This is a genomic window from Rhizobium sp. NFACC06-2 (assembly GCF_900101425.1).
GTDB lineage: Bacteria > Pseudomonadota > Alphaproteobacteria > Rhizobiales > Rhizobiaceae > Agrobacterium > Agrobacterium leguminum.
The window spans coordinates 261,911-287,144 of record NZ_FMVA01000004.1; the positions used below are offsets into that span (position 1 = coordinate 261,911).

Here is a 25,234-nt window from a genome sequence, read left to right on the forward strand (position 1 = left end):
CATTTCTGCCTGCAGTAATCTAAACCTAGTCAGTGACGGCGGCAAAGGAAAGAGGCGAGCTCGAATTAGGTTCCAGAGTTGTGGCGTAGAAGTTCGAACATCGCGGCCTCGCTCGGTTCTTCGGCAGCCTTGGCGTTTGCGCGGAAGATTTCCGGAACGAGAGAAAACACGTTGCGGCTGATGCAGATGAATTGTGTCGTTGCCAGCGCCGCCACGTATTTTTCCGTCGATACATGATGGAAAAAGGCCCGTGCTGCTTCCGATGAATAGAGCAGGACCGCATCGGCAGCGCTTTCGACAAGCGCCGTCTCTAGCATCGTCTCCGAAATGTCGGAGGGCAGCATCTCGTAACAGTCCAGCGTTCTGAAGGGAATGCCGGCGGCGGCAAGGCCTTCCTCGAAGACCGCGCCACGGGGCCTGCCGGCGAGATAAAGCAGGGGCTCTTCTTCGGAAAACAGAGTCTGGTGCTCAGCCACCAGCGCGGTCAGACTCACGGCGTCGCCGGAGGCGGTGAAAATCCGTTCGAAGCCGGTTTTTTCCGCCGCTTCCGCCGTTGCTCCGCCGACGGCGAAAAGCGGTTTTGACAGATAGGCAGCTAATCGGTTCCGCGATGTTTTTAGCGCCCGCAGCGCCTCGGCGCTGGTCACCGCGATGGCCGCCAGCGGGGCGGATAGCGCCGAGACGGCGCGTTCGCCACTATGGGCGGGATAAAACAGCGGAAGAAGCACCGGCGCATGGCCAAGCGCTTCAAGCTTTGCGGCCGTCCTTTCGCCCGAACGCTGCGGCCGGGTGACGACGATCCGCATCGGCTCAGCTCCAGCCTTCGAAGAAATTGCTGCCCGCCTTGGCGCGCACGTCTTCGCCGGCCTGCCGGCCGAGCTTTGCCGCATCGCGGCGGTTGCCGGAGATTTCGATGCCGTGGCTCGTCTGGCCATCGGGGGTGAGGATCAGGCCGGAAAAATGCAATTCCTCGCCATCGCAGGTGGCGTAGCCGGCAATCGGCGTGCGACAGGAACCATCGAGTGCTGCCAGAAAGGCGCGCTCGCATGTGACGGCATCATAAGTGGGCCTGTCGTTTATGGGTGCGAGCAGTTCGTCCATGCGCGTATCGCCGATGCGGCTTTCCACGCCGATTGCGCCCTGGGCCGGAGCAGGAGGGAATTCCTTCGGGTCGAGAATTTCCGTCGGCACATTTTCCTTACCAAGTCTCTTCAGGCCGGCAACGGCGAGAAGCGTCGCATCCGCCTGGCCTTCCTCCAGCTTGCGCAGGCGGGTATCGACCTGACCGCGGAAGATTATAACGCTCAGATCCGGCCGCAGGCGGCGGATCAGCGCCTGGCGGCGCAGGGATGCGGAGCCGACCACGGCGCCCTGCGGCAGCTCCAGCAGCTTCGGTGCGGTGCGACCGATGAAGGCGTCGCGTATGTCTTCGCGCGGCAGGAAAGCGGACAGATAGAGCCCTTCGGGCAGAACGGTCGGCATGTCCTTGGAGGAATGCACGGCCATATCGAGTTCGCCGGACAGAAGCTGGCTTTCCAGCTCCTCGGTAAACAGGCCCTTGCCGCCGATCTCCGACAAAGCACGGTCGGTTATCCGGTCGCCCTTGGTGGACAGCACGACGATTTCGAACATTTCTTCCGGCAGGCCATGCGCCGCCATCAGCCGGTTGCGCGTCTCGTAAGCCTGCGCGAGCGCCAGCGGGCTGCCGCGCGTGCCGATTCGGAAAGGTTTTGTTTGCATCCGCGTCTATCCATTGTTACCGGAGTTGTCTTAGACCAACTCGGCGCATGATCGCAATGAACGAACAGATTTGATGACCCCCTTTCTTCGTATCCTCGGCATAGAGACAAGCTGTGACGAAACCGCCGCATCCATTGTGGTTCGGCATGCGGACGGCCATGGCGAGATCGTCTCCGATGTCGTTTTGTCGCAGCTTGAGGAACACAGCGCCTATGGCGGCGTGGTGCCGGAAATTGCCGCGCGCGCCCATGTCGAGGCGCTGGATACGCTGGTCGAAGAAGCGCTGGAGCAGGCTGGCGTGACCCTTGCCGATGTCGACGCCATCGCTGCCACCTCCGGCCCCGGCCTCATCGGCGGCCTGCTGGTGGGCTTGATGACGGGCAAGGCCATCGCCAAGGCGGCCGGCAAGCCGCTTTACGCCATCAACCATCTGGAAGGCCATGCGCTGACGGCGCGCCTCACCGACGGTCTGTCTTTTCCCTATCTGATGCTGCTCGTCTCCGGCGGCCATACCCAGCTGGTGCTGGTGCGTGGCGTGGGCGATTATGAGCGTTGGGGCACCACCATCGATGACGCGCTGGGGGAGGCTTTCGACAAGACCGCGAAACTTCTGGGCCTGCCCTATCCGGGTGGGCCTGCGGTCGAGAAGGCGGCGGCGAAGGGTGATCCGAACCGCTTTCCGCTTCCGCGTCCCATGGTCGGCGAAGCACGGCTCGATTTTTCCTTTTCCGGCCTGAAGACGGCGGTGCGGCAGGCGGCGACCGCCATCGCGCCGCTTTCCGAGCAGGATATTGCCGATATCTGCGCCTCGTTCCAGAAAGCGGTGTCGCGCACGCTCAAGGATCGGATCGGCCGCGGCCTTGCCCGTTTCAGGCAGGAATTTCCGCATACAGAAAGAGAGCCTGCTCTGGTCGTCGCCGGCGGCGTTGCCGCCAATCAGGAAATCCGCCAGACGCTGCAATCGCTTTGCGATACCCATGGCTTCCGCTTCGTCGCGCCGCCGCACCGGCTCTGCACCGATAATGCCGCGATGATCGCCTGGGCGGGGCTGGAGCGCATGGCGGACGGCCGGGACCCCGATCCGCTCGAAATCCCGCCGCGCTCGCGCTGGCCGCTGGATGGCAGTGCGGAGACATTGATAGGTTTCGGTAAAAGGGGAGCCAAGGCCTGATGCAGCGGGAGAAAATCGTCGTCATCGGCGCCGGCGCCTTTGGAACAGCGCTTGCTGTGGTCATCGCGCTGGAAAACCGGCATGACGTGACCCTGCTCGGCCGCGATCCGTCGCTGATGGCCGACCTTAGAAACGACCGCGTGCATGAGGCGGCCTTGCCGGGTGTGGACCTGCCGGATGCGCTTGAATTTTCCGCAGAGCCCGATGTGCTGGCGGGGGCGAGTATCGTTCTCTTCGCCATGCCTTCGCAGGCTCACGCCGACGCGGCTCGCCATTACGGCCCTTACCTGGCTAATGACTCTATCATCGTCACCTGCGCCAAGGGTATCGACCGCAGCTCCGGCCGGCTGCTGACGGAACTTCTGGAAGCGGAATTGCCGCATCATCCGATTGCGGTTCTCTCCGGTCCGGGTTTCGCGGCCGATATTGCGCGCGGCTTGCCGACGGCCATGGCGATTGCGGCGGAAGACACGGCGGTCGCCGAACGGCTGGCAACAACGATTTCCGGCAGGACCTTCCGGCTTTATGCCTCGACCGACCGCATCGGCGTGCAGCTTGGCGGGGCGCTGAAGAATGTTCTCGCCATTGCCGCGGGCATCGTCGAAGGCGCGGGCCTTGGCGATTCCGCGCGGGCGGCGTTGATTTCGCGCGGGCTTGCCGAAATGTCGCGTCTCATCGTTGCTATGGGCGGCAAGGCGGACACGGTGCGCGGCCTCTCGGGCCTCGGCGATCTGGTGCTGACCGCCACCAGCCACCAGTCGCGAAACCTGCGTTTCGGTATCGCGCTCGGCCGGGGCGAGGGCAAGGATACGTCCGGCGGGCTGGTGGAGGGCGCTTTCGCGGCAGCCGTCGCCGCCCGGCTCGGGGAAAGTCACGCTGTCGACATGCCGGTTACCGAAGCGGTGGCCGCTATCATTGACGGCAATCTGGATGTGGCGAGCGCCATGCAACAATTGATGACACGGCCCATCACCACCGAATGAGGGCGGGTCTTCGTTCCAAACCGCTGACGCGTTTGGAAGACATGTTTTAACGAGGAGACGAAAATGCTGTTTGCCTTTATATGCAAGGACAAGCCCGGCCATCTGAATGTGCGCATGGAAACGCGCCCGGCGCATCTGGAGCACCTGAACAAGCTGAATGCCGAGGGCACGCTGAAGATTGCCGGCCCGTTTCTGGATGCCGAAGGTAAGCCGAACGGCAGCCTCGTGATCGTTGACGCCGCCGATATCGATGCCGCGAAGGCTCTTGCCGATGCCGATCCTTACGCCAAGGCCGGCCTGTTCGAAAGCGTTGACGTGAAGCCCTATAATTGGGTCTTCAACAATCCGGGAGCATGACCGGACATGGCGAATTACTGGCTTTACAAGTCCGAGCCGTTCAAATGGTCTTGGGAAATGCAGAAGGCCAAAGGCGAGGCGGGCGAAGAATGGACGGGCGTGCGCAATTATCAGGCGCGCAACAACATGCGGGCCATGAAGATCGGCGACAAGGGTTTCTTCTACCACTCCAATGAGGGGCTGGATGTCGTCGGCATCGTCGAAGTCTGCGCATTGTCGCATCCGGACTCGACCGCCGAAGGCGATCTGAAATGGGATTGTGTTGACATCCGCGCCGTCTGCGACATGCCGCAGCCCGTTTCGCTGAAGGATGTGAAAGCCAATCCGAAGCTGGCGAAGATGTCGCTTGTCACTTCCATGCGGCTTTCCGTGCAGCCGGTGACGGAAGAGGAATATCTCGAGGTCTGCCGCATGGGCGGTCTCGCCAATCCGCCGAAATCGCCGGATTGATGCTTCGGTGAGGACCGATCCCGAACGCTTCATTCTCGACAATGCTGCCATCATGCGCCCGCCGCATGTGCCGGAATTGCGTTTTTATCTCGCCACCGAAGCCCATGAGCTGTGGCTGAAGACGGAGGAGGAGCTGGAGGAGATCGGCCTGCCGCCGCCCTTCTGGGCCTTTGCCTGGGCAGGCGGGCAGGGGCTTGCCCGTTATGTTCTCGACCATCCTGAAAGCGTTTGCGGCAAGCGCGTGCTGGATTTCGCCAGCGGCTCCGGACTGGTCGCCGTCGCAGCGTCGAAGGCCGGCGCCAGCGAGGTTCTGGCCGCCGATATCGATCCGTGGACGGAAACGGCCATTCGGTTGAATGCGGCGCTCAATGGCGTGGATATCGGCTTTACGGGGCTCGACTTGGTCGGAAAGCCGGTCGAGGCGGATGTTCTGCTGGCGGGCGACGTGTTTTACGACCGTGCCTTTGCCGACCGTCTCGTGCCATGGTTTCTGGAATTGACGGAAAAGGGCGTGAGTGTGCTCGTCGGCGATCCGGGCCGGGCCTATCTGCCCAAGGAGCGGCTTCACCCGGAGGCGACCTATCAGGTGCCGGTGACGCGGGCGCTTGAAGACAGCGAAGTGAAGAAGACCACGGTGTGGCGTTTTATCTAATCAGGGCCTGATGATGCAGACGCCATGCTCATACGAGCAGGCATCGTCTGCGTTTTCGGCATGGACAGAGATGATTTTCGCCTTGGGGGCTAGTTGCACGCCCGCTCTATCCGTTACACTTCTTCGCGAAAATCCGCTGCTGATCGCGAAATAATTGCCGTTTCCGCGCACCCGCAGCGCCGATATGCCGCCGACATAGGTGCCGCCGGGGAGGGCGGATGGCAATCCATCGGTGGAGAAGCTTACCTCGGATTGATGGTGGCGATATTGGTGGCGGCCATAAAAACCCTCTGCCGCTACCGGCGGCACGAAGGTAAAAATAGCGCCTGCGACCATCATGGTCAGGGCGGCGATTCGGCGCTGTAACATGAGCTTCATGCTCCGGTTTTCGAGGTTAACCAATCGTAAATTACACCTTTTCTGAATTACGTAAAGGTAAATATTTTGAGGGCGTAAATCTTGGAAACGCTCGATTTTTTATTTTGACATGAAAAAATCCAAAAAAAATTCGTGAACCAATCGATTAAATTCGAATCGGTCATGAAATATGCTTGTGGTGACGCCCCCATGTGATTAAACGTCGCGGTTGGTGCAATGCACATTCTTTCGTCATGTGCTGTTGCTTGGGGGCGTCCGATCTTACGGACGCACGGGAAAACGCCGCGAGGTTCTGATGGCGAATGTGACAAATAACCGGCCTCTGTCGCCGCATCTTCAAATTTACAAGCCGATTCCGACGATGGTTGCATCCATCGTGCACCGCATCACGGGCGGTGCACTTTATTTCGGAACGCTTCTGGTTGCCTGGTGGCTGATCGCGCTCGCTTCGGGCCCTGCCTATTACGACTGGGTCAACTGGGCGATGGGCACGATCATCGGCAGGCTTATCCTGATCGGATATACCTGGGCTCTGGTCCACCACATGCTGGGCGGCCTTCGCCACTTCATGTGGGATCTGGGTCATGGCTTCGACAAGCACTTTACCACCAAGCTGGCAAAGGCCTCGTGGGTCGCGTCGATCTGTCTGACCGCGCTGATCTGGGTCATCGTCCTGATCGTGCGCTGAGGAGATTTTTCATGGATATGCGTACACCCCTCGGAAAGGTTCGCGGCCTCGGCTCCGCCAAGGAAGGCACCGACCATTTTCTGCGCCAGCGCGTCACAGCGGTCGCCAACGTTCCGCTGCTGATCTTCTTCGTAATCTTCCTCATCAAATATGCCGGTGCGCCCTATCCGGAAGTCGTCGCCGCGCTGTCGAACCCGCTCGTTGCGGTCATCATGGCTCTGGTGCTGGTCTCCGGCCTCATCCATATGAAGCTCGGCATGCAGGTCATCATCGAAGACTACGTTCACGCCGAGGTTTCGAAGCTCGTTCTTCTGATGCTCAATACGTTTTTCGCGATCCTGATTGGCGGTCTTTCCATCTTCGCCATTCTGAAAATCGCATTCGCAGGATAAGTCCGCCATGGCATCGATCAGTTCACCTTCCCAGAATGGCAAGGCCTACACCTATGTCGATCACTCCTATGACGTGATCGTGGTGGGCGCCGGTGGCGCAGGTCTGCGCGCAACGCTCGGCATGGCGGAACAGGGTTTCCGCACGGCCTGCATCACCAAGGTTTTCCCGACGCGCTCCCATACGGTCGCGGCGCAGGGCGGCATCGCCGCGTCGCTTACCAACATGACGCCCGACTGTTGGCAGTGGCACCTTTACGACACTGTAAAGGGTTCCGACTGGCTGGGCGACGTCGATGCGATGCAATATCTCGCCATGGAAGCGCCGAAGGCGGTCTATGAGCTGGAGCATTACGGCGTGCCCTTCTCGCGCAATGCCGAAGGCAAGATTTACCAGCGCCCGTTTGGCGGTCACATGCAGAATTACGGTGAAGGCCCGCCGGTACAGCGCACTTGTGCTGCCGCCGACCGTACCGGCCACGCCATCCTGCACACGCTTTATGGCCAGTCGCTGCGCAACAATGCGGAATTCTTCATCGAATATTTCGCGCTCGACCTCATCATGTCGGCAGACGGCCGCTGCACGGGCGTCGTTGCCTGGAACCTCGATGACGGCACGATCCATCGCTTTGCCGCCAAGATGGTGGTTCTGGCGACCGGCGGTTACGGCCGCGCCTATTTCTCGGCGACCTCTGCCCACACCTGCACCGGCGACGGCGGCGGCATGATTGCCCGCGCCGGCCTGCCGCTCCAGGACATGGAATTCGTGCAGTTCCACCCGACCGGCATTTATGGCGCAGGCTGCCTCATCACTGAAGGCGCGCGCGGCGAAGGCGGTTATCTCGTCAACTCCGAAGGCGAGCGCTTCATGGAGCGTTATGCGCCATCGGCGAAGGACCTTGCTTCGCGTGACGTCGTCTCGCGTTGCATGACGATGGAAATCCGTGAAGGCCGCGGCGTCGGCAAGAACAAGGATCATATCTTCCTGCATCTCGATCACCTCGATCCGGCGATCCTGCATGAGCGTCTTCCGGGTATTTCCGAAAGCGCCAAGATTTTCGCCGGCGTCGACGTGACGCGCGAGCCGATCCCGGTTCTACCGACGGTTCACTACAATATGGGCGGTATTCCGACCAACTATTGGGGTGAAGTGCTGAATGCCGATGCCAACAACCCGGAACGCATCGCGCCCGGCCTGATGGCTGTCGGCGAAGCCGGTTGCGCCTCGGTTCATGGTGCCAACCGCCTCGGTTCCAACTCGCTGATCGACCTCGTGGTCTTTGGCCGCGCCGCTGCGATCCGCGCTGCGCAGATCATCGACCGCAACGAGCCGGTGCCCGCGCTCGATACGGCCGCCTGCGACAGGATCATGGACCGCTTCAACGGCCTGCGTTACGCCAATGGCTCGACGCCGACGGCGGTGCTGCGCGACAAGATGCAGCGCGCCATGCAGGACGATGCGGCCGTGTTCCGCACCCAGGAATCGCTGGAAAGCGGCTGCAAGCGTCTTTCCGCCATCTGGAAGGAACTGCCCGACGTCAAGGTCACCGACCGTTCGATGGTCTGGAACTCCGATCTGGTCGAGACGCTCGAGCTGCACAATCTGATGGCCAATGCGATCACCACGGTCTATGGCGCGGAAGCGCGCAAGGAAAGCCGCGGTTCGCATGCCCGCGAGGATTTCGTCGACGGTCCGTTCGCCGGTCGCGATGACGTGAACTGGCGCAAGCACACGCTTGCCTGGGTCAGCCCCGAAGGTGACGTCAAGCTTGACTACCGCCCGGTTCACACCGACCTGATCGCCGACGGCATCGATCCGAAAAAGATCGAGCCGAAGGCGCGCGTCTACTGATTTGAGGAACTGGACATGGTTGAACTCGCTCTCCCCAAGAATTCCCAGATCAGCGAAGGCAAGGTCTGGCCGAAGCCTGATGGTGCCAAGAATGTGCGCGAATACCGCATCTATCGCTGGAACCCGGATGACGGCCAGAACCCGCGGATTGATACCTATTACATCGATGTCGATGATTGCGGGCCGATGGTTCTCGATGCACTGCTTTACATCAAGAACAATATCGACCCGACGCTGACGCTGCGCCGCTCCTGCCGCGAAGGCATTTGCGGTTCGTGCGCGATGAATATCGACGGCACCAATACGCTCGCCTGCACCAAGGGCATGGAAGAGATCAATGGCACGGTGAAGGTCTATCCGCTGCCGCATATGCCTGTTGTGAAGGACCTCGTTCCCGATCTGTCGAACTTCTACGCCCAGCACCGCTCCATCGAGCCCTGGCTGAAGACGGTTTCGCCGACGCCCGCCAAGGAGTGGAAGCAGAGCCATGAGGACCGCCTGAAGCTGGACGGTCTTTACGAATGCATTCTCTGCGCCTGCTGCTCCACCTCCTGTCCCAGCTACTGGTGGAATGGCGACCGTTATCTCGGTCCGGCCGTTCTGCTGCAGGCCTATCGCTGGCTGATCGACAGCCGCGATGAGGCGACCGGCGAGCGTCTGGACAATCTCGAGGACCCGTTCCGTCTTTATCGCTGCCACACCATCATGAACTGCGCGCAGGCCTGCCCGAAGGGCTTGAACCCGGCCAAGGCGATTGCGGAAATCAAGAAGATGATGGTCGAGCGCCGCGTTTAAAGGCGATTCGCTGACGACAGAAAATCTAGCGGGCCGCGGTCTCGACCGTGGCCCTTTTTACAACCCGGCGTGGGAAAATTCGGTAAAAATCGACCGAAATGGTAATTATCCCGGCCATCGCTTGCGCAAGATAAGGCTTTGGTAATAATTCAGCCTTCTTGTTTGATCATGATCTTTCCGGAAGCGAGAGAATCGGGAGCTTGATATGCAATTCAGATATGTGGTGACGGGCCTTGCGGTTGTGATGGCTCTCGCCGGTTGCCAACGTACCTCCTACGATTACAACAACAATAGCGGCAATAATCCCGGTTATACGCCCCCGCTGCAGGCTCAGCCGGTTCCGTCCGTTCAGTCTGGCGCGCTGCCGCCACCCGGTGGCGCTTCGGGCAGCCAGTTCCCATCGGCACCCGCTTCTGCGACGCCTGGCGGCACCGATGTGGCTTCTGCCGCTCCGCCGACGACGGCACTCGACGTCACCAAGGAATCCATGGTCGGCAACTGGCGGGTTTCCAATGGCGGCGCCAATTGCGACATGTTCCTGACGCTCACCAACCTCGGCAGTGGTTCGCGTGGCGGCACGCGCGGTTGCTCGGGTGAGTTGACGGCGATGGGCTCGTGGGAAGTGTCCGGCAAGATGGTTCTCTTCAAGAACCGTTCGGGCGATACGATCGGCCGTGTCTACAAAAGCGCCGATGCGCGCTTTGACGGCACGACCAATAGCGGCCAGCCGCTCAGCCTCAGCCGATGAGCATTTCCGGTGCAGCCGGATTGCCTTCTTCGCTCTAAGCAATTCCATTCGTCGCGGGTGCCGATTTGCGCCCGCGTCCGGGACGCTTTTTCATGAAGCCATTGCCTGATTACAATCATAGTGTCGTTGAACAGCTCAACGCATTGACGGCAGCTGGCACCTTGCAGGCTGATGCAGCCCAGCTTGGCGTTGCGGCCCATCTCGACCGTATCCTTGCCGATCTGAAGGCGCGTAAGCCCGCCAAGAAAACGAGCGCTCTCGGCTGGATGTTCGCCCGCAAGTCTGGCCCGGCGAAGACGGTCAAGGGATTGTATGTCTATGGCAGCGTCGGCCGCGGCAAGACGATGCTGATGGACATGTTCTACGAGATGGCGCCCGTCTCGTCCAAGCGGCGTTGCCACTTCCACGAATTCATGGCGGATGTGCATAATCGCGTGCATGCGCACCGGCAGAAACTGAAGAATGGCGAGACCAAACAGGCCGATCCCATTCCGCCCGTCGCCGCCCAGCTTCTGGCGGAAGCAGAACTCCTGTGCTTCGATGAGTTCTCCGTCACGGACATTGCCGATGCAATGATCCTCGCCCGGCTGTTCACCGAGCTTTTCGCCAAGGGCTGCACATTGGTGACGACCTCCAACGTCGTGCCCGACAATCTCTACAAGGATGGTCTCAATCGCGGCCTGTTCCTGCCTTTCGTCGATCTTTTGAAGAAGCATGTTGAGGTGGTGACGCTGGATAGCCCCACCGATTACCGGATGGAGAAGCTGGAAAGCCTGCCCGTCTACGTCACGCCGCTTGACGGTTCGGCGGATCAGGCGATGGACATGGCCTGGCGGCACATGATTGCCGGTCACCTCGTTGCACCGACCGAGATACCGATGAAGGGCCGTTCCATTCTGGTGCCGCGCGCCAGCGGCCGGGTCGCTCGCTTTTCCTTTTCCGATCTTTGCGAAAAGCCCCTTGGGGCTTCCGACTTCCTTGCCATCGCCAATCGTTTCGACACCGTCTTCATCGATCACATTCCGTTCTTGAACGCGGACAAGCGCAACGAGACCAAGCGTTTCATCATCCTCATCGATGCGCTTTACGACCACAGCGTCCGGCTTTTTGCCTCCGCTGCCGCGATGCCGGAAGACCTGCTCGGCAAGCGCAAGGGGACCGAAGGTTTCGAGTTCGATCGCACCGCCTCGCGCCTGTTTGAGATGCGTAGCGCGGATTATCTGGCGCTGCATCACGAAAAACGCCAGAAAGTTTGACACTTTCGTGACTTATTTTCTTACGTTTACGTAAGAAAATAATGATCTAAACGATTGAAAATATTCACCGGAAAAGAATCTGTTGCCAATTTTAGCCAATGGGGCTAATCGGAGTGCGACAATTTGGCTGCCGGTTTGGCGCGGTGAAATTGAATTGAAGCTCAAGAGGAAGCATTCGATGGCTCGCAAAAAAATTGCACTTATTGGTTCTGGCATGATCGGCGGCACGCTGGCGCATCTCGCCAGCCTGAAGGAACTGGGCGATATCGTCCTCTTCGATATTGCCGACGGCATTCCGCAGGGCAAGGGTCTGGATATTGCCCAGTCCGGCCCGGTTGAAGGCTTCAATGCAAAGCTCACCGGCGCTTCCGATTACGCCGCCATTGAAGGTGCTGACGTCTGCATCGTCACCGCCGGCGTTGCCCGCAAGCCGGGCATGAGCCGCGACGATCTTCTCGGCATCAACCTCAAGGTCATGGAGCAGGTCGGCGCCGGCATCAAGAAATATGCCCCGAACGCATTCGTCATCTGCATCACCAACCCGCTGGACGCCATGGTCTGGGCGCTGCAGAAGTTCTCCGGCCTGCCGAAGAACAAGGTCGTCGGCATGGCTGGCGTTCTCGACAGCGCCCGTTTCCGCCTGTTCCTCGCCGAAGAATTCAACGTTTCGGTTGAAGACGTCACCGCCTTCGTTCTCGGCGGCCACGGCGACACCATGGTGCCGCTCGCACGCTACTCCACCGTTGCCGGCGTTCCGCTGACCGATCTCGTGAAGATGGGCTGGCTGACCGCCGAGCGCCTCGAGCAGATCATCCAGCGCACCCGTGACGGCGGCGCGGAAATCGTCGGCCTCTTGAAGACCGGTTCCGCCTATTACGCGCCGGCCGCTTCGGCAATCGAAATGGCTGAATCCTACCTCAAGGACAAGAAGCGCGTTCTGCCCGCCGCTGCCCATCTCTCGGGCCAGTATGGCGTCGACGACATGTATGTCGGCGTGCCGACCATCATCGGTGCAGGCGGTATCGAGCGCATCATCGAGATCGAACTCAACAAGGAAGAAGAAGCCGCCTTCCAGAAATCCGTCGGCGCTGTCGCTGGTCTTTGCGAAGCCTGCGTCAACATCGCTCCGTCGCTGAAGTAATAGCCTAGCGGCTCCAAACAGGGATTATTCCATGAATATTCACGAATATCAGGCCAAGGCTCTTCTGAAGGGCTACGGCGCGCCGGTTGCTGAAGGCGTCGCCATTCTCAAGGTCGAAGAAGCGGAAGCTGCCGCCAAGCAGCTTCCCGGCCCGCTCTACGTCGTCAAGAGCCAGATCCATGCTGGCGGCCGCGGCAAGGGCAAGTTCAAGGAACTCGGCCCGGACGCCAAGGGCGGCGTTCGTCTGGCGAAGTCCATCGACGAAGTCGTTTCCCATGCCAAGGACATGCTCGGCAACACGCTGGTAACGGCGCAGACGGGCGATGCAGGCAAGCAGGTCAACCGTCTCTATATCGAAGACGGCGCTGATATTGCCCGCGAACTCTACTGCTCGCTGCTGGTAGACCGTTCGGTCGGCCAGGTTGCTTTCGTGGTTTCCACTGAAGGCGGCATGGATATCGAAGCTGTCGCCCACGACACGCCCGAGAAGATCCATACCATCGCCATCAACCCGGAAAAGGGTGTGAGCGACGCTGACGTTGCCGCGATCTCCAAGGCGCTTGAGCTTGACGGCGTTGCAGCCGAAGACGCCAAGTCGCTCTTCCCGATCCTCTACAAGGCCTTCAGCGAGAAGGACATGGCTCTCCTCGAGATCAACCCGCTGATCGTCATGGAAAATGGCCATCTGCGCGTTCTCGACGCCAAGGTTTCCTTCGACGGCAACGCCATGTTCCGCCATGACGACGTCAAGGCGCTGCGCGACGAGACCGAAGAAGACGCCAAGGAAATCGAAGCCTCCAAGTGGGACCTCGCTTACGTGGCGCTCGACGGCAACATCGGCTGCATGGTCAACGGCGCCGGTCTCGCCATGGCGACGATGGACATCATCAAGCTTTACGGCAAAGAGCCGGCTAACTTCTGCGACGTCGGCGGCGGCGCCGGCAAGGAGAAGGTTGCGGCAGCCTTCAAGATCATCACGGCCGATCCGAAGGTCGAGGGCATCCTCGTCAACATCTTCGGCGGCATCATGAAGTGCGACGTTATCGCCGAGGGCGTAATCGCCGCGGTGAAGGAAGTCGGTTTGCAGGTTCCGCTCGTCGTTCGCCTTGAAGGCACCAACGTCGAACTTGGCAAGAAGCTCCTGAACGAATCTGGCCTTGCGATTACGGCTGCTGACGATCTGGACGACGCAGCCAAGAAGATCGTCGCGGCGATCAACGGCTAATTGAGGGACCGGAAATAATGTCTATTCTCGTTAATAAAGACACCAAGATCCTCGTTCAGGGTCTGACCGGCAAGACCGGCACCTTCCACACCGAACAGGCGCTTGCCTATTACGGCACGCAGATGGTTGGCGGTATTCATCCGAAGAAGGGTGGCGAAACCTGGACCGGTTCCAAGGGCGAAAGCCTGCCGATCTTCGCAACGGTTGCCGAAGCCAAGGAAAAGACCGGTGCAGACGCATCCGTGATCTACGTTCCGCCGGCAGGTGCAGCAGATGCCATCATCGAAGCCATCGATGCGGAAATTCCGTTCATCACCTGCATCACCGAAGGTATCCCGGTCATGGACATGGTTCGCGTTAAGGCTCGCCTCGACCGCTCCAAGTCGCGCCTGCTCGGCCCGAACTGCCCGGGTATCCTGACGCCGGAAGAATGCAAGATCGGCATCATGCCGGGCTCCATCTTCCGCAAGGGTTCGGTCGGTATCGTTTCGCGTTCGGGTACGCTCACCTATGAGGCCGTGTTCCAGACCTCCAACGAAGGCCTCGGCCAGACCACTGCTGTCGGTATCGGCGGCGACCCGGTCAAGGGCACCGAGTTCATCGACGTGCTGGAAATGTTCCTCGCTGACGACGCCACGCAGTCGATCATCATGATCGGCGAAATCGGCGGATCGGCTGAAGAAGATGCGGCACAGTTCCTGATCGACGAAGCCAAGAAGGGCCGCAAGAAGCCGATGGCCGGCTTCATCGCAGGCCGTACGGCTCCGAAGGGCCGCACGATGGGCCACGCCGGCGCTGTCGTTTCCGGCGGCAAGGGCGATGCGGAATCCAAGATTGCAGCCATGGAAGCAGCGGGCATCAAGGTATCGCCTTCCCCGGCGCGCCTCGGCAAGACGCTGGTTGAAGTCCTCAAGGGCTGAGACCACATGACATCGGTAACGGGCGGCGCGGCTTCAATGCCACGCTGCCCGATGCCGCAAGGAACGACAGACAGAACGGCATACCGCCCCGGCGGCAGACAGCAATAATCAAAGCGGCAGGCCGGCGAACGGCCCTAACGGCATCGAGGAGGCGGACGGATAAGTCCGCAAGAACACAATGGCAAGGCAAGAAGCGAACGAGCAGTTTCAGATCACGTCGTTTCTGGACGGCGCGAATGCAGCCTATATCGAGCAGCTCTATGCCCGGTACGAAGAGGACCCCTCTTCCGTGTCGCCGGAGTGGCAGAGCTTCTTCAAGGCGTTGTCCGATAATCCGGAAGACGTGAAGAAGGCGGCCAAGGGCGCCTCCTGGAAGCGCGCCAACTGGCCGATCCCGGCGAATGGCGAACTGGTATCCGCACTCGACGGCAACTGGGCCACGGTCGAAAAGGCCATCGAGAAGAAGGTTCAGGCGAAAGCTGAGGCCAAGAGCGCCGACACCGGCAAGCCGGTCAGCCAGGCGGAAGTTCTGCAGGCGACCCGTGACAGCGTTCGCGCCATCATGATGATCCGCGCCTACCGCATGCGCGGCCACCTGCATGCCAAGCTTGATCCGCTCGGCATCGCGGTCGCGGTTGAGGATTACAACGAGCTGTCGCCGAAGTCCTACGGCTTCGAGGAAAGCGATTACGACCGCAAGATTTTCATCGATAACGTGCTCGGCCTCGAATATGCGACCGTGCGCGAGATGATCGATATTCTGGAGCGCACCTACTGCTCCACCATCGGCGTCGAATTCATGCACATGTCCAGCCCGGAAGAAAAGGCCTGGATTCAGGAACGCATTGAAGGTCCGGATAAGGGCGTTGCCTTTACAGCCGAAGGCAAGAAGGCAATCCTGTCGAAGCTGGTCGAAGCCGAAGGTTACGAACAGTTCCTCGACGTTCGCTTCAAGGGCACCAAGCGTTTCGGTCTCGATGGCGGTGAATCGCTCATCCCGGCGCTCGAGCAGATTATCAAGCGCGGCGGCCAGGAAGGTCTGGAAGAAGTCGTTCTCGGCATGGCTCACCGCGGCCGTCTGAACGTTCTGACGAACGTCATGGGCAAGCCGCACCGTGCCGTTTTCCACGAATTCAAGGGTGGTTCGTTCAAGCCTGACGACGTCGAAGGCTCGGGCGACGTGAAGTATCACCTTGGCGCCTCCTCCGACCGCGAATTCGACGGCAACAAGGTTCACCTGTCGCTGACGGCCAACCCGTCGCACCTTGAAATCGTCAACCCTGTGGTCATGGGCAAGGCCCGCGCCAAGCAGGACCAGCTGGCCAAGCAGTGGGACGGGGACATCATTCCGCTGTCTGAACGCGCGAAGGTCCTGCCGCTGCTTCTGCATGGCGATGCCGCCTTTGCGGGTCAGGGCGTGGTTGCTGAAATTCTCGGTCTTTCCGGTCTGCGCGGTCACCGCGTGGCCGGAACCATGCACTTCATCATCAACAACCAGATCGGCTTCACGACGAACCCGGCCTTCTCCCGTTCGTCGCCTTATCCATCCGACGTTGCCAAGATGATCGAAGCGCCGATCTTCCACGTCAACGGTGACGATCCGGAAGCTGTGACCTATGCGGCCAAGGTTGCAACCGAATACCGTATGAAGTTCCACAAGCCTGTGGTCGTGGACATGTTCTGCTACCGCCGCTTCGGCCACAACGAAGGCGACGAGCCGGCGTTCACGCAGCCGAAGATGTACAAGGTCATCCGCGGCCACAAGACCGTCGCGCGCATCTATGCCGACCGTCTGATCGCCGAAGGCTTGATCAACGAAGGCGAATTCGAGAAGATGAAGGCCGACTGGCGTGCGCATCTCGAGCAGGAATTCGAGGCGGGCCAGTCCTACAAGCCGAACAAGGCCGACTGGCTGGACGGCCAGTGGTCGGGTCTGCGCGCTGCCGACAATGCCGATGAGCAGCGTCGCGGCAAGACCGGCGTGCCGATGAAGCAGCTGAAGGAAATCGGCAAGAAGCTGTCGACCATTCCGGAAGGCTTCAGCGCCCACCGCACGATCCAGCGCTTCATGGAAAACCGCTCGCAGATGGTCGAGACGGGCGAAGGCATCGACTGGGCAATGGCGGAAGCGCTCGCTTTCGGTTCGCTCGTCGTCGACGGCCACAAGATCCGCCTTTCCGGTCAGGATTGCGAACGCGGCACCTTCTCGCAGCGTCACTCGGTTCTCTATGATCAGGAAACCGAAGAACGCTACATCCCGCTGGCAAACCTTGCGCCGACGCAGGCCCGTTACGAAGTCATCAACTCGATGCTTTCGGAAGAAGCCGTCCTCGGTTTCGAATACGGTTACTCGCTGGCCCGTCCGAATGCGTTGACGCTCTGGGAAGCCCAGTTCGGCGACTTCGCCAACGGCGCGCAGGTGGTGTTCGACCAGTTCATCTCTTCGGGTGAACGCAAGTGGCTGCGCATGTCCGGTCTCGTCTGCCTTCTGCCGCATGGTTACGAAGGTCAGGGCCCGGAACACTCGTCCGCCCGTCTGGAGCGCTGGCTGCAGATGTGCGCCGAAGACAACATGCAGGTTGCCAACTGCACGACGCCGGCCAACTACTTCCACATCCTGCGCCGCCAGGTGAAGCGCGACTTCCGCAAGCCGCTGATCCTGATGACGCCGAAGTCGCTGCTGCGTCACAAGCGCGCCACCTCTTCGCTGGCCGAGCTTGCAGGCGAGTCCTCCTTCCACCGTCTCCTGTGGGACGATGCCGAGGTCATCAAGGACGGCCCGATCAAGCTGCAGAAGGATTCGAAGATCCGCCGCGTCGTCATGTGCACGGGCAAGGTCTATTACGATCTGCTCGAAGAGCGTGAAAAGCGCGGTATCGACGATATCTACCTGCTGCGTATCGAACAGCTTTACCCGTTCCCGGCCAAGGCGCTCATCAACGAGCTGTCGCGCTTCCGCAATGCGGAAATGGTCTGGTGCCAGGAAGAGCCGAAGAACATGGGTGCGTGGTCGTTCATCGATCCTTACCTGGAATGGGTTCTGGCGCATATCGACGCCAAGTACCAGAAGGTCCGTTACACGGGCCGTCCGGCTGCCGCCTCTCCGGCGACCGGCCTGATGTCCAAGCACCTGGCGCAGCTTGCTGCGTTCCTGGAAGACGCGCTGGGAGAGTGAAAACTCTCTCGCACCGCCCCGCAAAAAAGACACCTGAATAACGGAACTAGATCATGGCCACTGAAATCCGCGTACCAACCCTCGGCGAATCCGTCAGCGAAGCGACCGTCGGCACCTGGTTCAAGAAGGTCGGCGATACCGTCAAGGCCGACGAACCGCTCGTTGAACTGGAAACCGACAAGGTTACCGTCGAAGTCCCGGCACCTGCGTCCGGCGTACTCACCGAAATCGTTGCGCAGAACGGCGAGACCGTCGGTCTCGACGCGCTTCTCGGCCAGATCGCCGAAGGTGCTGCCGGCGCTGCGACCTCCGCACCTGCCGCAGAACCGGCAAAGCCTGCTGCGGCTGCCGCACCGGCACCTGCCGCTGTTGCCACGCAGGCAACCGGCTCCATGCCGCCCGCACCTGCCGCAGGCAAGCTGCTTGCTGAAAACAACCTGTCTGCCGATCAGGTCGACGGTTCGGGCAAGCGTGGTCAGGTGCTGAAGGGCGATGTGCTTGCTGCTGTCGCCAAGGGCGTTTCGGCACCCGCCGCCGCTCCGGCTCCGGTTGCTGCTGCTCCCCGTCCCGTTTCCGCCGAGCAGGATCAGGTTCGCGAAGAGCGCGTGAAGATGACCCGCCTGCGCCAGACGATCGCCCGTCGCCTGAAGGACGCGCAGAACACTGCCGCCATGCTGACCACCTATAATGAGGTGGACATGAGCGCGGTCATGGACCTGCGCAATCGTTACAAGGACGTTTTCGAGAAGAAGCATGGCGTCAAGCTCGGCTTCATGGGCTTCTTCACCAAGGCCGTGACGCACGCGCTCAAGGAACTGCCCGCCGTCAACGCCGAAATCGACGGCACTGATATCATCTACAAGAACTATTGTCACGTCGGTATGGCTGTCGGCACCGACAAGGGCCTCGTCGTTCCCGTCATCCGCGATGCCGACCAGCTTTCCATCGCTGGCGTTGAAAAGGAGCTCGGTCGCCTCGCCAAGGCAGCGCGCGACGGTTCGCTCGGCATGGCGGACATGCAGGGCGGCACCTTCACCATCACCAATGGTGGTGTCTATGGTTCGCTGATGTCCTCGCCGATCCTCAACGCACCGCAGTCGGGCATCCTCGGCATGCACAAGATCCAGGAGCGTCCGGTCGCCATCGGCGGTCAGGTCGTCATCCGTCCGATGATGTATCTCGCGCTCTCCTACGATCACCGTATCGTTGACGGCAAGGAAGCCGTGACCTTCCTCGTTCGCGTCAAGGAGAGCCTCGAAGATCCGGAACGTCTGGTTCTCGATCTTTAATCGGTCTTGCTTTTCGTTTCAGCGGGGTTTCAAGTGAAGCCCCGCTGAAAGACCACCTGGGAGAGCAGACGTGCAGCCGACATTTCTTGCCGCTTCGCCTTTTTTACCGCTTATCGGTCTAAGCGTTCTTCTTCTCGTCGTGCATGTCCTGTTACAGGGGATGATGGCGACCAGAGAGTTGGGTCGTGAATGGAATGCCGGTCCTAGGGACGGTGAGCAGAAGCCACAGGGCAAGCTCTCCGGTCGCGCTTCGCGCGCATCGGCGAATTTCCGGGAGACCTATCCGGCTTTTGTGGCACTCGCCTTCGGCGTTATCATGGCGGGTGACCCATCCGGGCTAGCGCTTATTGGTGCGTGGCTCTGGCTGATCTGCCGTGTTGTCTATATCCCGCTTTATCTTACGGGCGTTCCTTATATCCGCTCGTTCGTCTGGCTGGGCTCAATGCTTGGTCTGGCACTCATGTTTATCGTGCTGATGTTTTGAAGGCGGCTCGTGATGCATCAATATCTCATCGAACTTGCATCCCTGATGGCGATCTTCTCCTTTGCGATCGTCTCGCCCGGCGCCGATCTCGCTATGGTGATGCGCCAGGCCATGGTGCATGGTCGCAAACAGGCCATCATCACCAGCTTCGGGGTGGGGACGTCTCTGATGTTCCACGTCACCTATACGATCCTCGGACTTGGCCTCATCATTTCTCAGTCGATCTATCTCTTCAACATCGTCAAATGGCTGGGCGTCGCCTATCTGATTTATGTCGGCATCAAGGCGCTGCGCGCCGGCAAGACCGAATTGCCCGCCGATGAAGCTGAGGGCGTTCAGGCGAAAAGCAGCCAGACCGCGCTTAAGGCCTTTACGCTCGGTTTTGCCGCCAATGCACTCAATCCAAAACCGGTGTTTTTCTTCCTGTCGATCTTTTCGACGGTGGTTCACGCTCACACGCCGGTCGCCATCAAGTTCGGATACGGGCTCGTCATGGCGAGCTGCCTTATCCTGTGGTTCGTCGGTGTCAGCCTGTTCATGACGACGCCGCGCATGCGCGCCGCATTTCAGCGCGCCAGCCAATGGATCGACCGCACCAGCGGTGTGGTCTTCATCGCTCTCGGTATAAAACTCGCAACGGAAAAAGCGGCCTGAGTTTCAGGTCAAACGCAAGCAGGGCAATGATCCGGCATCTTGCCCGACATCAATCAGGAAAACGAACATGGCATATGATGTAGTTGTAATCGGCACAGGCCCCGGCGGTTATGTTTGCGCGGTCAAGGCGGCACAGCTCGGCTTGAAGGTCGCTGTCATCGAAAAGCGCGCGACCTATGGCGGCACCTGCCTCAATGTCGGCTGCATCCCGTCCAAGGCGCTGCTGCACGCGTCCGAAACCTTCGCCCATGTCGCCCATGGTGTCGATTCGCTCGGTATCGAAGTCGCCGCGCCGAAGCTTAATCTTGAAAAGATGATGGGCCATAAGGACGGCGTGGTGAAGGCCAATGTCGACGGCGTTTCCTTCCTGTTCAAGAAGAACAAGATCGATGCCTTCCAGGGCACCGGCAAGGTGGTTTCCGCCGGCAAGGTTTCCGTCACCAACGACAAGGGTGAGACGCAGGAGATCGAAGCGAAGAACATCGTCATCGCCACCGGTTCGGATGTTGCCGGCATTCCGGGCGTTCAGGTCGATATCGATGAAAGCGTCATCGTGTCCTCCACCGGTGCGATTGCTCTTTCCAAGGTTCCGGAAAAGCTCATCGTTGTCGGCGGCGGCGTCATCGGCCTCGAGCTCGGTTCGGTCTGGTCGCGTCTCGGCGCCAAGGTCACTGTCGTCGAGTATCTCGACAATATTCTCGGCGGCATGGATGGTGAAGTTTCCAAGCAGGCCCAGCGTCTGCTGGCCAAACAGGGTCTCGATTTCAAGCTCGGCGCCAAGGTGACGGCTGTTGAAAAGACTGGAGCCGGTGCAAAGGTCGTGTTCGAGCCGGTCAAGGGCGGCGCTGCCGAGACGCTGGAAGCAAACGTCGTGCTGATCTCCACCGGCCGCAAGCCCTACACCGAAGGCCTCGGCCTTGCGGAAGCCGGCGTTGTGCTGGACAGCCGCGGCCGCGTTGAAATCGACGGTCACTACAAGACCAATGTCGACGGCATCTATGCGATCGGCGACGTGGTGAAGGGCCCGATGCTGGCGCACAAGGCGGAAGACGAGGGCGTTGCTCTCGCGGAAATCCTCGCCGGCCAGCGCGGCCATGTGAACTACGACGTCATTCCGGCTGTGGTCTATACGCAGCCGGAAATCGCGTCCGTCGGCAAGACCGAAGAAGAACTGAAGGCCGCTGGCGTCGCCTACAAGGTCGGCAAGTTCCCCTTCACCGCCAATGGCCGCGCCCGCGCCATGCAGGTGACGGATGGTTTCGTGAAGATCCTTGCCGACAAGGAAACCGACCGGGTTCTCGGTGGTCATATCGTTGGCTTCGGTGCCGGCGAAATGATCCACGAAATCACCGTGCTGATGGAATTCGGCGGTTCTTCGGAAGATCTGGGCCGCACCTGCCATGCGCATCCGACCATGTCGGAAGCCGTGAAGGAAGCGGCGCTGGCGACCTTCTTCAAGCCGATCCACATGTGATCGGTGTTGGAGCCCGCTGCTCCAATATTAAATTTCAGTCATCTGCCAAACCCCGGCTTGCCATGCAGGCCGGGGTTTTCCATACTCGCGCCATAGCCTGTCTAACCTTTTGATAAAAGGCAATAAAATGGCGTTTCCAAGTCAAGTTTCCTTCACCGTTCCGCAGCGCATCATTCATTGGGCGATGGCGCTTCTGATCTTCTTCAACCTGTTGTTTCCCGATGGGATGGAACATGCCTACCGGCTGATGCGGAGGGGCGAAACACTGACGCCGGAACAGGTATCTTCGGCCAATATTCACGCCTATGTCGGCTTCACCATTCTGTTGCTTGCAGTGCTGCGGCTCTGTCTGCGCTTCTTCCAGGGCGTGCCGCCGCATCCCGCCGAAGAACCTCGGCCGTTTCAGATTGCGGCGAAGGTGGCGCATTTTACCTTTTATGCCCTGTTCCTTGTCCTGCCCCTGTCCGGTATTGCCGCTTATTACTTCGGCGCTCAGCCGGCCGGGCAGTTGCATTCCGGACCCTTCAAGGCGCTGATGTGGGTGTTGATCGCCGGTCATGTCGTCGCCGTTCTGGTTCACCAGTTCTACTGGCGCACCAATGTCCTGAAGCGCATGACGCACGGCTAAGCGGCGGTTTGTCGCGTTTCCGGTCCCTCGGAAAAAGAGGAAGGTGACCCCTGCCGCATGGCGCGGCCGGGGTTCAGGAATGCAGGATATCGAAGACATATTACCGGGCGCAGACTGGCGGGATCGCTATCAGGGAGAGATGGTGACGCCGGAGCCGTCCTCACTCGATGTGAGCAGGCTCCTTCTCGCTCATCCTCCGGCATGGATCCGCAGCCTTATGGCACTTCGAAACCGCGTGGTGGCGCTTTTCGGTTTAAGAACGGTCGAAATGGTGGCTGGCACATCGGCAGGAGGTTTTCCAGTCCTGTCCTCCACGCCACAGCGAACTGTGCTGGGTTTCGATGACCGCCATCTCGATTTCCGGATCGTTGTCGATCTCGAAGAGAAGGAAAACAGCCAGCTGGTGAGTGTCACCACCATTGTCAGGCGCAAGAACCTGTTTGGGCGGCTCTATCTTTTTGTCGTCGGACCGTTTCACCGCCGCATCGTGCCGGCGACGATGCGGCCGTTCTGCGCCAATGTCCGTCCAGTCAGCATCGGGAGTGAGCGGGTCAATCGACCCGCGTGAGGGTAAAGCCTTCCGCGCGCAGCAGTTCGACAAGGCCTTCCTCGCCCGGCAGATGCAGTGCGCCGACGGCCATGAAGACATTGCCCCTGGCAAGCTCGGGGGCGGCCCGCTCCGCCATGACATGGTTGCGGTCGGTGATGATGCGCTGTTCGAAGGCGGCGTAGCCCTGTTCGCTTTCCGCTGCGGCCTTCTTGGGGTCCAGGCTTTTCAGCATGGGCATGGTCATGCCGATATCGCCGGCGACGTAGAGATCGGTCATGGTTGTCATGATGTCATCCATGCGGTCGCCCAGTTCGAGCGTTTCGATCAGCGCCTGAAGATGAAATTCCATCGGCAGCTCCGACATCGCCGTCAGCTGCTCCACCATGGTCTCCAGCCCGACAAGGTGTTTTCCGTCCGCGATGGCATCTTCGGCCAGCTTCTTGTCGAGAAAGGAGAGGCCGGTGGCCTTGCGGGCGAATTCACAGGCGGGAAGGGCGACGAAGCTCGAAAGCATCCACGGCTTCATGCGCGAAACGGCGTTCAGCGGAATGCCGCGTTCCTTGAGACCCTTTTCCAGACGCGCGACATTTTCCGGCGACAGGATATCGGTGATCGATTTGCCATCCAGAAACATGGTGAGTTCGGGCTTGCTCAGCAGCGACGCCGCGACCTTCTTGTCATCGACGATTTCGTCCGATTCCACGATCACTGTCGCGGCTTTTTCGAAGGCGGGGCTGGCGGCGGCAGGCATTTCCAGAACACGCGGATCGGTGACATGCATGGTGCCGAGAAGATAGGACGTGGGCGTTCCCGCCTTTTCGATGCGCCAGAAATTGCCCTTGCCGTTGGGGATCGCGGCCGCTTCCTGCTCGATTTTTGCGAAGGCTTGCGGATCGGTCTTGCGCATCTCCACGAGAATGTCGCTGCCGGTGCAGGTGATCTGCTGCTGCGCGGCTTCCGCTTGCCCCAGCGAAAGCAAGGTCATGAGCAGGATTGCGACGGCGGTGACATGCAGGGCGGCAAGCAGCCACAGCAGGGCGTCGCCGGTCTTGCCCATCAGGGTGGCGGTGAGGTTTTGCGGTTTTATCAGGCTGTGCATCGGTCCAATCCGGTTGTCGTTCGCTTATAGAACGGCGGCTTGGATGTCTGGTTAATGATTATGGTTAACCATTTCCTGCTTCATGCGCGCGGATGGGCGTTGTCGTAGATTTCCAGCAGTCTCGCGGTGTCGACGCCGGTATAGACCTGTGTGGTGGAGAGGCTCGCATGGCCGAGCAGTTCCTGAATCGTGCGCAGGTCGCCGCCGCCGGCGAGAAGGTGCGTGGCGAAGGAGTGGCGCAGCGCATGCGGCGTGGCGTTTTCCGGCAGGCCGAAAGCGCCGCGCAGTTTCTGCATTTCCCTCTGGATGATGGCGGGCTGCAGCTTGCCGCCGCGTGCGCCGAGGAACATGGGCTCATCCGCCGACAGGGCATAGGGGCAAAGTTTCCTGTAGGTATCGACGGCTTCCGTCACCACCGCCAGCAGGGGCACAATCCGCGTCTTGTTGCCTTTGCCGGTAATGCGCAGGCTGCGGGCGCCCGGCGGGAAATCGGCCGGGGTAAGACCGAGCGCCTCGGAAATGCGAAGGCCGCAGCCATAAAGCAGTGAAAGGACTGCGGCATTGCGGGCGGCGATCCATGGTTCGTCGTTCAATTGCGCTTCAGTCGTGGTGATTTTCAGCGCCTGCCGGTCGGTCAGCGGTTTCGGTAGCGATTTCGGTTGTTTTGGGGCGCGCATGGCGGTGGCGCCTGTGGCATTCACCAGACCTTTTTTCTGCAGGTGATGAAGCAGGGAGCGCAGGCCCGCCAGATGCCGGCCCAGCGAACGTGCGCCGGCGCCTTCCTTGCGCCGGTTGGCCAGAAAGGCGCGAAGATCGACCGGACGCAGATCGGCAATATCGGTGATGGAGGCCGGTTTGCCGATGTATCCGGTCAGGAATGTCAGAAATTGCCGGGTGTCGCGCTCATAGGCCTCGACGGTATTGTCCGAAAGCCGGCGTTCGCCTGCGAGGGCGGCGAGCCAGGACTGGCGCTCGTCGAGAAGATCGGCTTGGGCAAATGTCAGGATTTCGGTCACGCGGCGCTCCTTTCCATGCTTCGAAACTATGCGCTTATGGTCAGCATTTGGTTAAGAGGTAGACTTTGCAAGGCGCGCCCACTACATCCGGGCGGTTTCCTTTTTCCTGTCGCCGGGGCA

General features: G+C 60.2%; 26 protein-coding genes. 21 read left to right on the top strand and 5 right to left on the bottom strand.

Translation table 11 applies throughout. The annotated features are described in order from the left end of the window. Nucleotides 1-65: 65 nt before the first annotated feature. Nucleotides 66-806 (bottom strand): uroporphyrinogen-III synthase, encoded by a 741-nt coding sequence (locus F3H58_RS10070; protein WP_149742083.1) that lies wholly within the window; start codon nt 804-806, stop codon nt 66-68. 4 nt (nt 807-810) lie between these two features. Continuing rightward, a complete protein-coding gene (hemC, locus tag F3H58_RS10075; protein ID WP_149742084.1) occupies nt 811-1,740 on the bottom strand; it encodes a hydroxymethylbilane synthase in 930 nt (309 codons plus the stop codon). A 73-nt stretch (nt 1,741-1,813) separates the two neighbouring features. Here hemC and tsaD point away from each other — a divergent pair, with 73 nt between their 5' ends. The 5 genes from tsaD (at nt 1,814) to F3H58_RS10100 (ending at nt 5,353) form a co-directional block, all read left to right on the top strand. After that, a complete protein-coding gene (gene tsaD / locus F3H58_RS10080) occupies nt 1,814-2,911 on the top strand; it encodes a tRNA (adenosine(37)-N6)-threonylcarbamoyltransferase complex transferase subunit TsaD (protein WP_149742085.1) in 1,098 nt (365 codons plus the stop codon). Next, a complete protein-coding gene (locus tag F3H58_RS10085; RefSeq protein WP_149742086.1) occupies nt 2,911-3,894 on the top strand; it encodes an NAD(P)H-dependent glycerol-3-phosphate dehydrogenase in 984 nt (327 codons plus the stop codon). Before tsaD ends, F3H58_RS10085 begins: the two co-directional genes overlap by 1 nt. Before the next feature lie 63 nt (nt 3,895-3,957). Continuing rightward, nucleotides 3,958-4,251 (top strand): YciI-like protein, encoded by a 294-nt coding sequence (locus tag F3H58_RS10090; protein ID WP_003523501.1) that lies wholly within the window; start codon nt 3,958-3,960, stop codon nt 4,249-4,251. Nucleotides 4,252-4,257: 6 nt separating this feature from the next. Next, nucleotides 4,258-4,701 (top strand): EVE domain-containing protein, encoded by a 444-nt coding sequence (locus tag F3H58_RS10095; protein ID WP_003523502.1) that lies wholly within the window; start codon nt 4,258-4,260, stop codon nt 4,699-4,701. 7 nt (nt 4,702-4,708) lie between these two features. Then, nucleotides 4,709-5,353, top strand: a complete 645-nt coding sequence (locus F3H58_RS10100; protein ID WP_149742087.1) for a class I SAM-dependent methyltransferase — start codon at nt 4,709-4,711, stop codon at nt 5,351-5,353. Here the strand turns inward: F3H58_RS10100 and F3H58_RS10105 are convergent, their stop codons facing one another. Next, on the bottom strand, nt 5,354-5,722 hold the full coding sequence (locus F3H58_RS10105; protein WP_188128856.1) for a hypothetical protein: 369 nt from the start codon (nt 5,720-5,722) through the stop codon (nt 5,354-5,356). Between the two features lie 304 nt (nt 5,723-6,026). Here F3H58_RS10105 and sdhC point away from each other — a divergent pair, with 304 nt between their 5' ends. From sdhC to F3H58_RS10185, 16 genes are all read left to right on the top strand, one after another. Next, nucleotides 6,027-6,419 carry a succinate dehydrogenase, cytochrome b556 subunit gene (sdhC, locus tag F3H58_RS10110; protein ID WP_006310797.1) on the top strand — a complete coding sequence of 131 codons (393 nt, stop codon included), beginning with the start codon at nt 6,027-6,029 and terminating at the stop codon, nt 6,417-6,419. 11 nt (nt 6,420-6,430) lie between these two features. Further along, nucleotides 6,431-6,811 (top strand): succinate dehydrogenase, hydrophobic membrane anchor protein, encoded by a 381-nt coding sequence (gene sdhD, locus F3H58_RS10115; RefSeq protein WP_003504989.1) that lies wholly within the window; start codon nt 6,431-6,433, stop codon nt 6,809-6,811. Between the two features lie 7 nt (nt 6,812-6,818). Next, on the top strand, nt 6,819-8,660 hold the full coding sequence (gene sdhA, locus F3H58_RS10120; protein ID WP_149742089.1) for a succinate dehydrogenase flavoprotein subunit: 1,842 nt from the start codon (nt 6,819-6,821) through the stop codon (nt 8,658-8,660). Nucleotides 8,661-8,675: 15 nt separating this feature from the next. After that, nucleotides 8,676-9,455, top strand: coding sequence for a succinate dehydrogenase iron-sulfur subunit (locus F3H58_RS10125; RefSeq protein WP_003523509.1), 780 nt, complete (start codon nt 8,676-8,678; stop codon nt 9,453-9,455). Nucleotides 9,456-9,660: 205 nt separating this feature from the next. Continuing rightward, nucleotides 9,661-10,203, top strand: coding sequence for a protease inhibitor Inh/omp19 family protein (locus F3H58_RS10130; protein ID WP_149742090.1), 543 nt, complete (start codon nt 9,661-9,663; stop codon nt 10,201-10,203). A 92-nt stretch (nt 10,204-10,295) separates the two neighbouring features. Further along, a complete protein-coding gene (gene zapE / locus F3H58_RS10135; protein ID WP_149742091.1) occupies nt 10,296-11,459 on the top strand; it encodes a cell division protein ZapE in 1,164 nt (387 codons plus the stop codon). A gap of 178 nt (nt 11,460-11,637) precedes the next feature. Next, nucleotides 11,638-12,600, top strand: coding sequence for a malate dehydrogenase (mdh, locus tag F3H58_RS10140; RefSeq protein WP_003523512.1), 963 nt, complete (start codon nt 11,638-11,640; stop codon nt 12,598-12,600). 31 nt (nt 12,601-12,631) lie between these two features. Beyond that, nucleotides 12,632-13,825, top strand: coding sequence for an ADP-forming succinate--CoA ligase subunit beta (sucC, locus tag F3H58_RS10145; protein ID WP_125145313.1), 1,194 nt, complete (start codon nt 12,632-12,634; stop codon nt 13,823-13,825). Nucleotides 13,826-13,842: 17 nt separating this feature from the next. Beyond that, a complete protein-coding gene (gene sucD, locus F3H58_RS10150; protein ID WP_003492390.1) occupies nt 13,843-14,745 on the top strand; it encodes a succinate--CoA ligase subunit alpha in 903 nt (300 codons plus the stop codon). A 178-nt stretch (nt 14,746-14,923) separates the two neighbouring features. Next, nucleotides 14,924-17,920 (top strand): 2-oxoglutarate dehydrogenase E1 component, encoded by a 2,997-nt coding sequence (locus tag F3H58_RS10155; RefSeq protein ID WP_149742092.1) that lies wholly within the window; start codon nt 14,924-14,926, stop codon nt 17,918-17,920. Between the two features lie 53 nt (nt 17,921-17,973). Further along, complete coding sequence (gene odhB / locus F3H58_RS10160; RefSeq protein WP_149742093.1) at nt 17,974-19,209, top strand: 2-oxoglutarate dehydrogenase complex dihydrolipoyllysine-residue succinyltransferase; 1,236 nt, start codon at nt 17,974-17,976, stop codon at nt 19,207-19,209. 70 nt (nt 19,210-19,279) lie between these two features. Continuing rightward, nucleotides 19,280-19,693 carry an MAPEG family protein gene (locus F3H58_RS10165; RefSeq protein WP_065656958.1) on the top strand — a complete coding sequence of 138 codons (414 nt, stop codon included), beginning with the start codon at nt 19,280-19,282 and terminating at the stop codon, nt 19,691-19,693. 12 nt (nt 19,694-19,705) lie between these two features. After that, entirely contained in the window at nt 19,706-20,347 is a 642-nt protein-coding gene (locus F3H58_RS10170) for a LysE family translocator (RefSeq protein WP_149742094.1), read from the top strand. 67 nt (nt 20,348-20,414) lie between these two features. Then, nucleotides 20,415-21,821, top strand: coding sequence for a dihydrolipoyl dehydrogenase (lpdA, locus tag F3H58_RS10175; protein ID WP_149742095.1), 1,407 nt, complete (start codon nt 20,415-20,417; stop codon nt 21,819-21,821). Nucleotides 21,822-21,948: 127 nt separating this feature from the next. Continuing rightward, complete coding sequence (locus F3H58_RS10180; protein WP_078052379.1) at nt 21,949-22,449, top strand: cytochrome b; 501 nt, start codon at nt 21,949-21,951, stop codon at nt 22,447-22,449. A gap of 79 nt (nt 22,450-22,528) precedes the next feature. Continuing rightward, complete coding sequence (locus F3H58_RS10185; RefSeq protein WP_149742096.1) at nt 22,529-23,017, top strand: DUF2867 domain-containing protein; 489 nt, start codon at nt 22,529-22,531, stop codon at nt 23,015-23,017. Here the strand turns inward: F3H58_RS10185 and F3H58_RS10190 are convergent. Beyond that, entirely contained in the window at nt 23,001-24,098 is a 1,098-nt protein-coding gene (locus F3H58_RS10190) for a TraB/GumN family protein (protein WP_078052381.1), read from the bottom strand. The genes F3H58_RS10185 and F3H58_RS10190 overlap by 17 nt on opposite strands. A gap of 80 nt (nt 24,099-24,178) precedes the next feature. Further along, complete coding sequence (locus tag F3H58_RS10195) at nt 24,179-25,114, bottom strand: tyrosine recombinase XerC (protein ID WP_149742097.1); 936 nt, start codon at nt 25,112-25,114, stop codon at nt 24,179-24,181. Between the last annotated feature and the right edge of the window lie 120 nt (nt 25,115-25,234).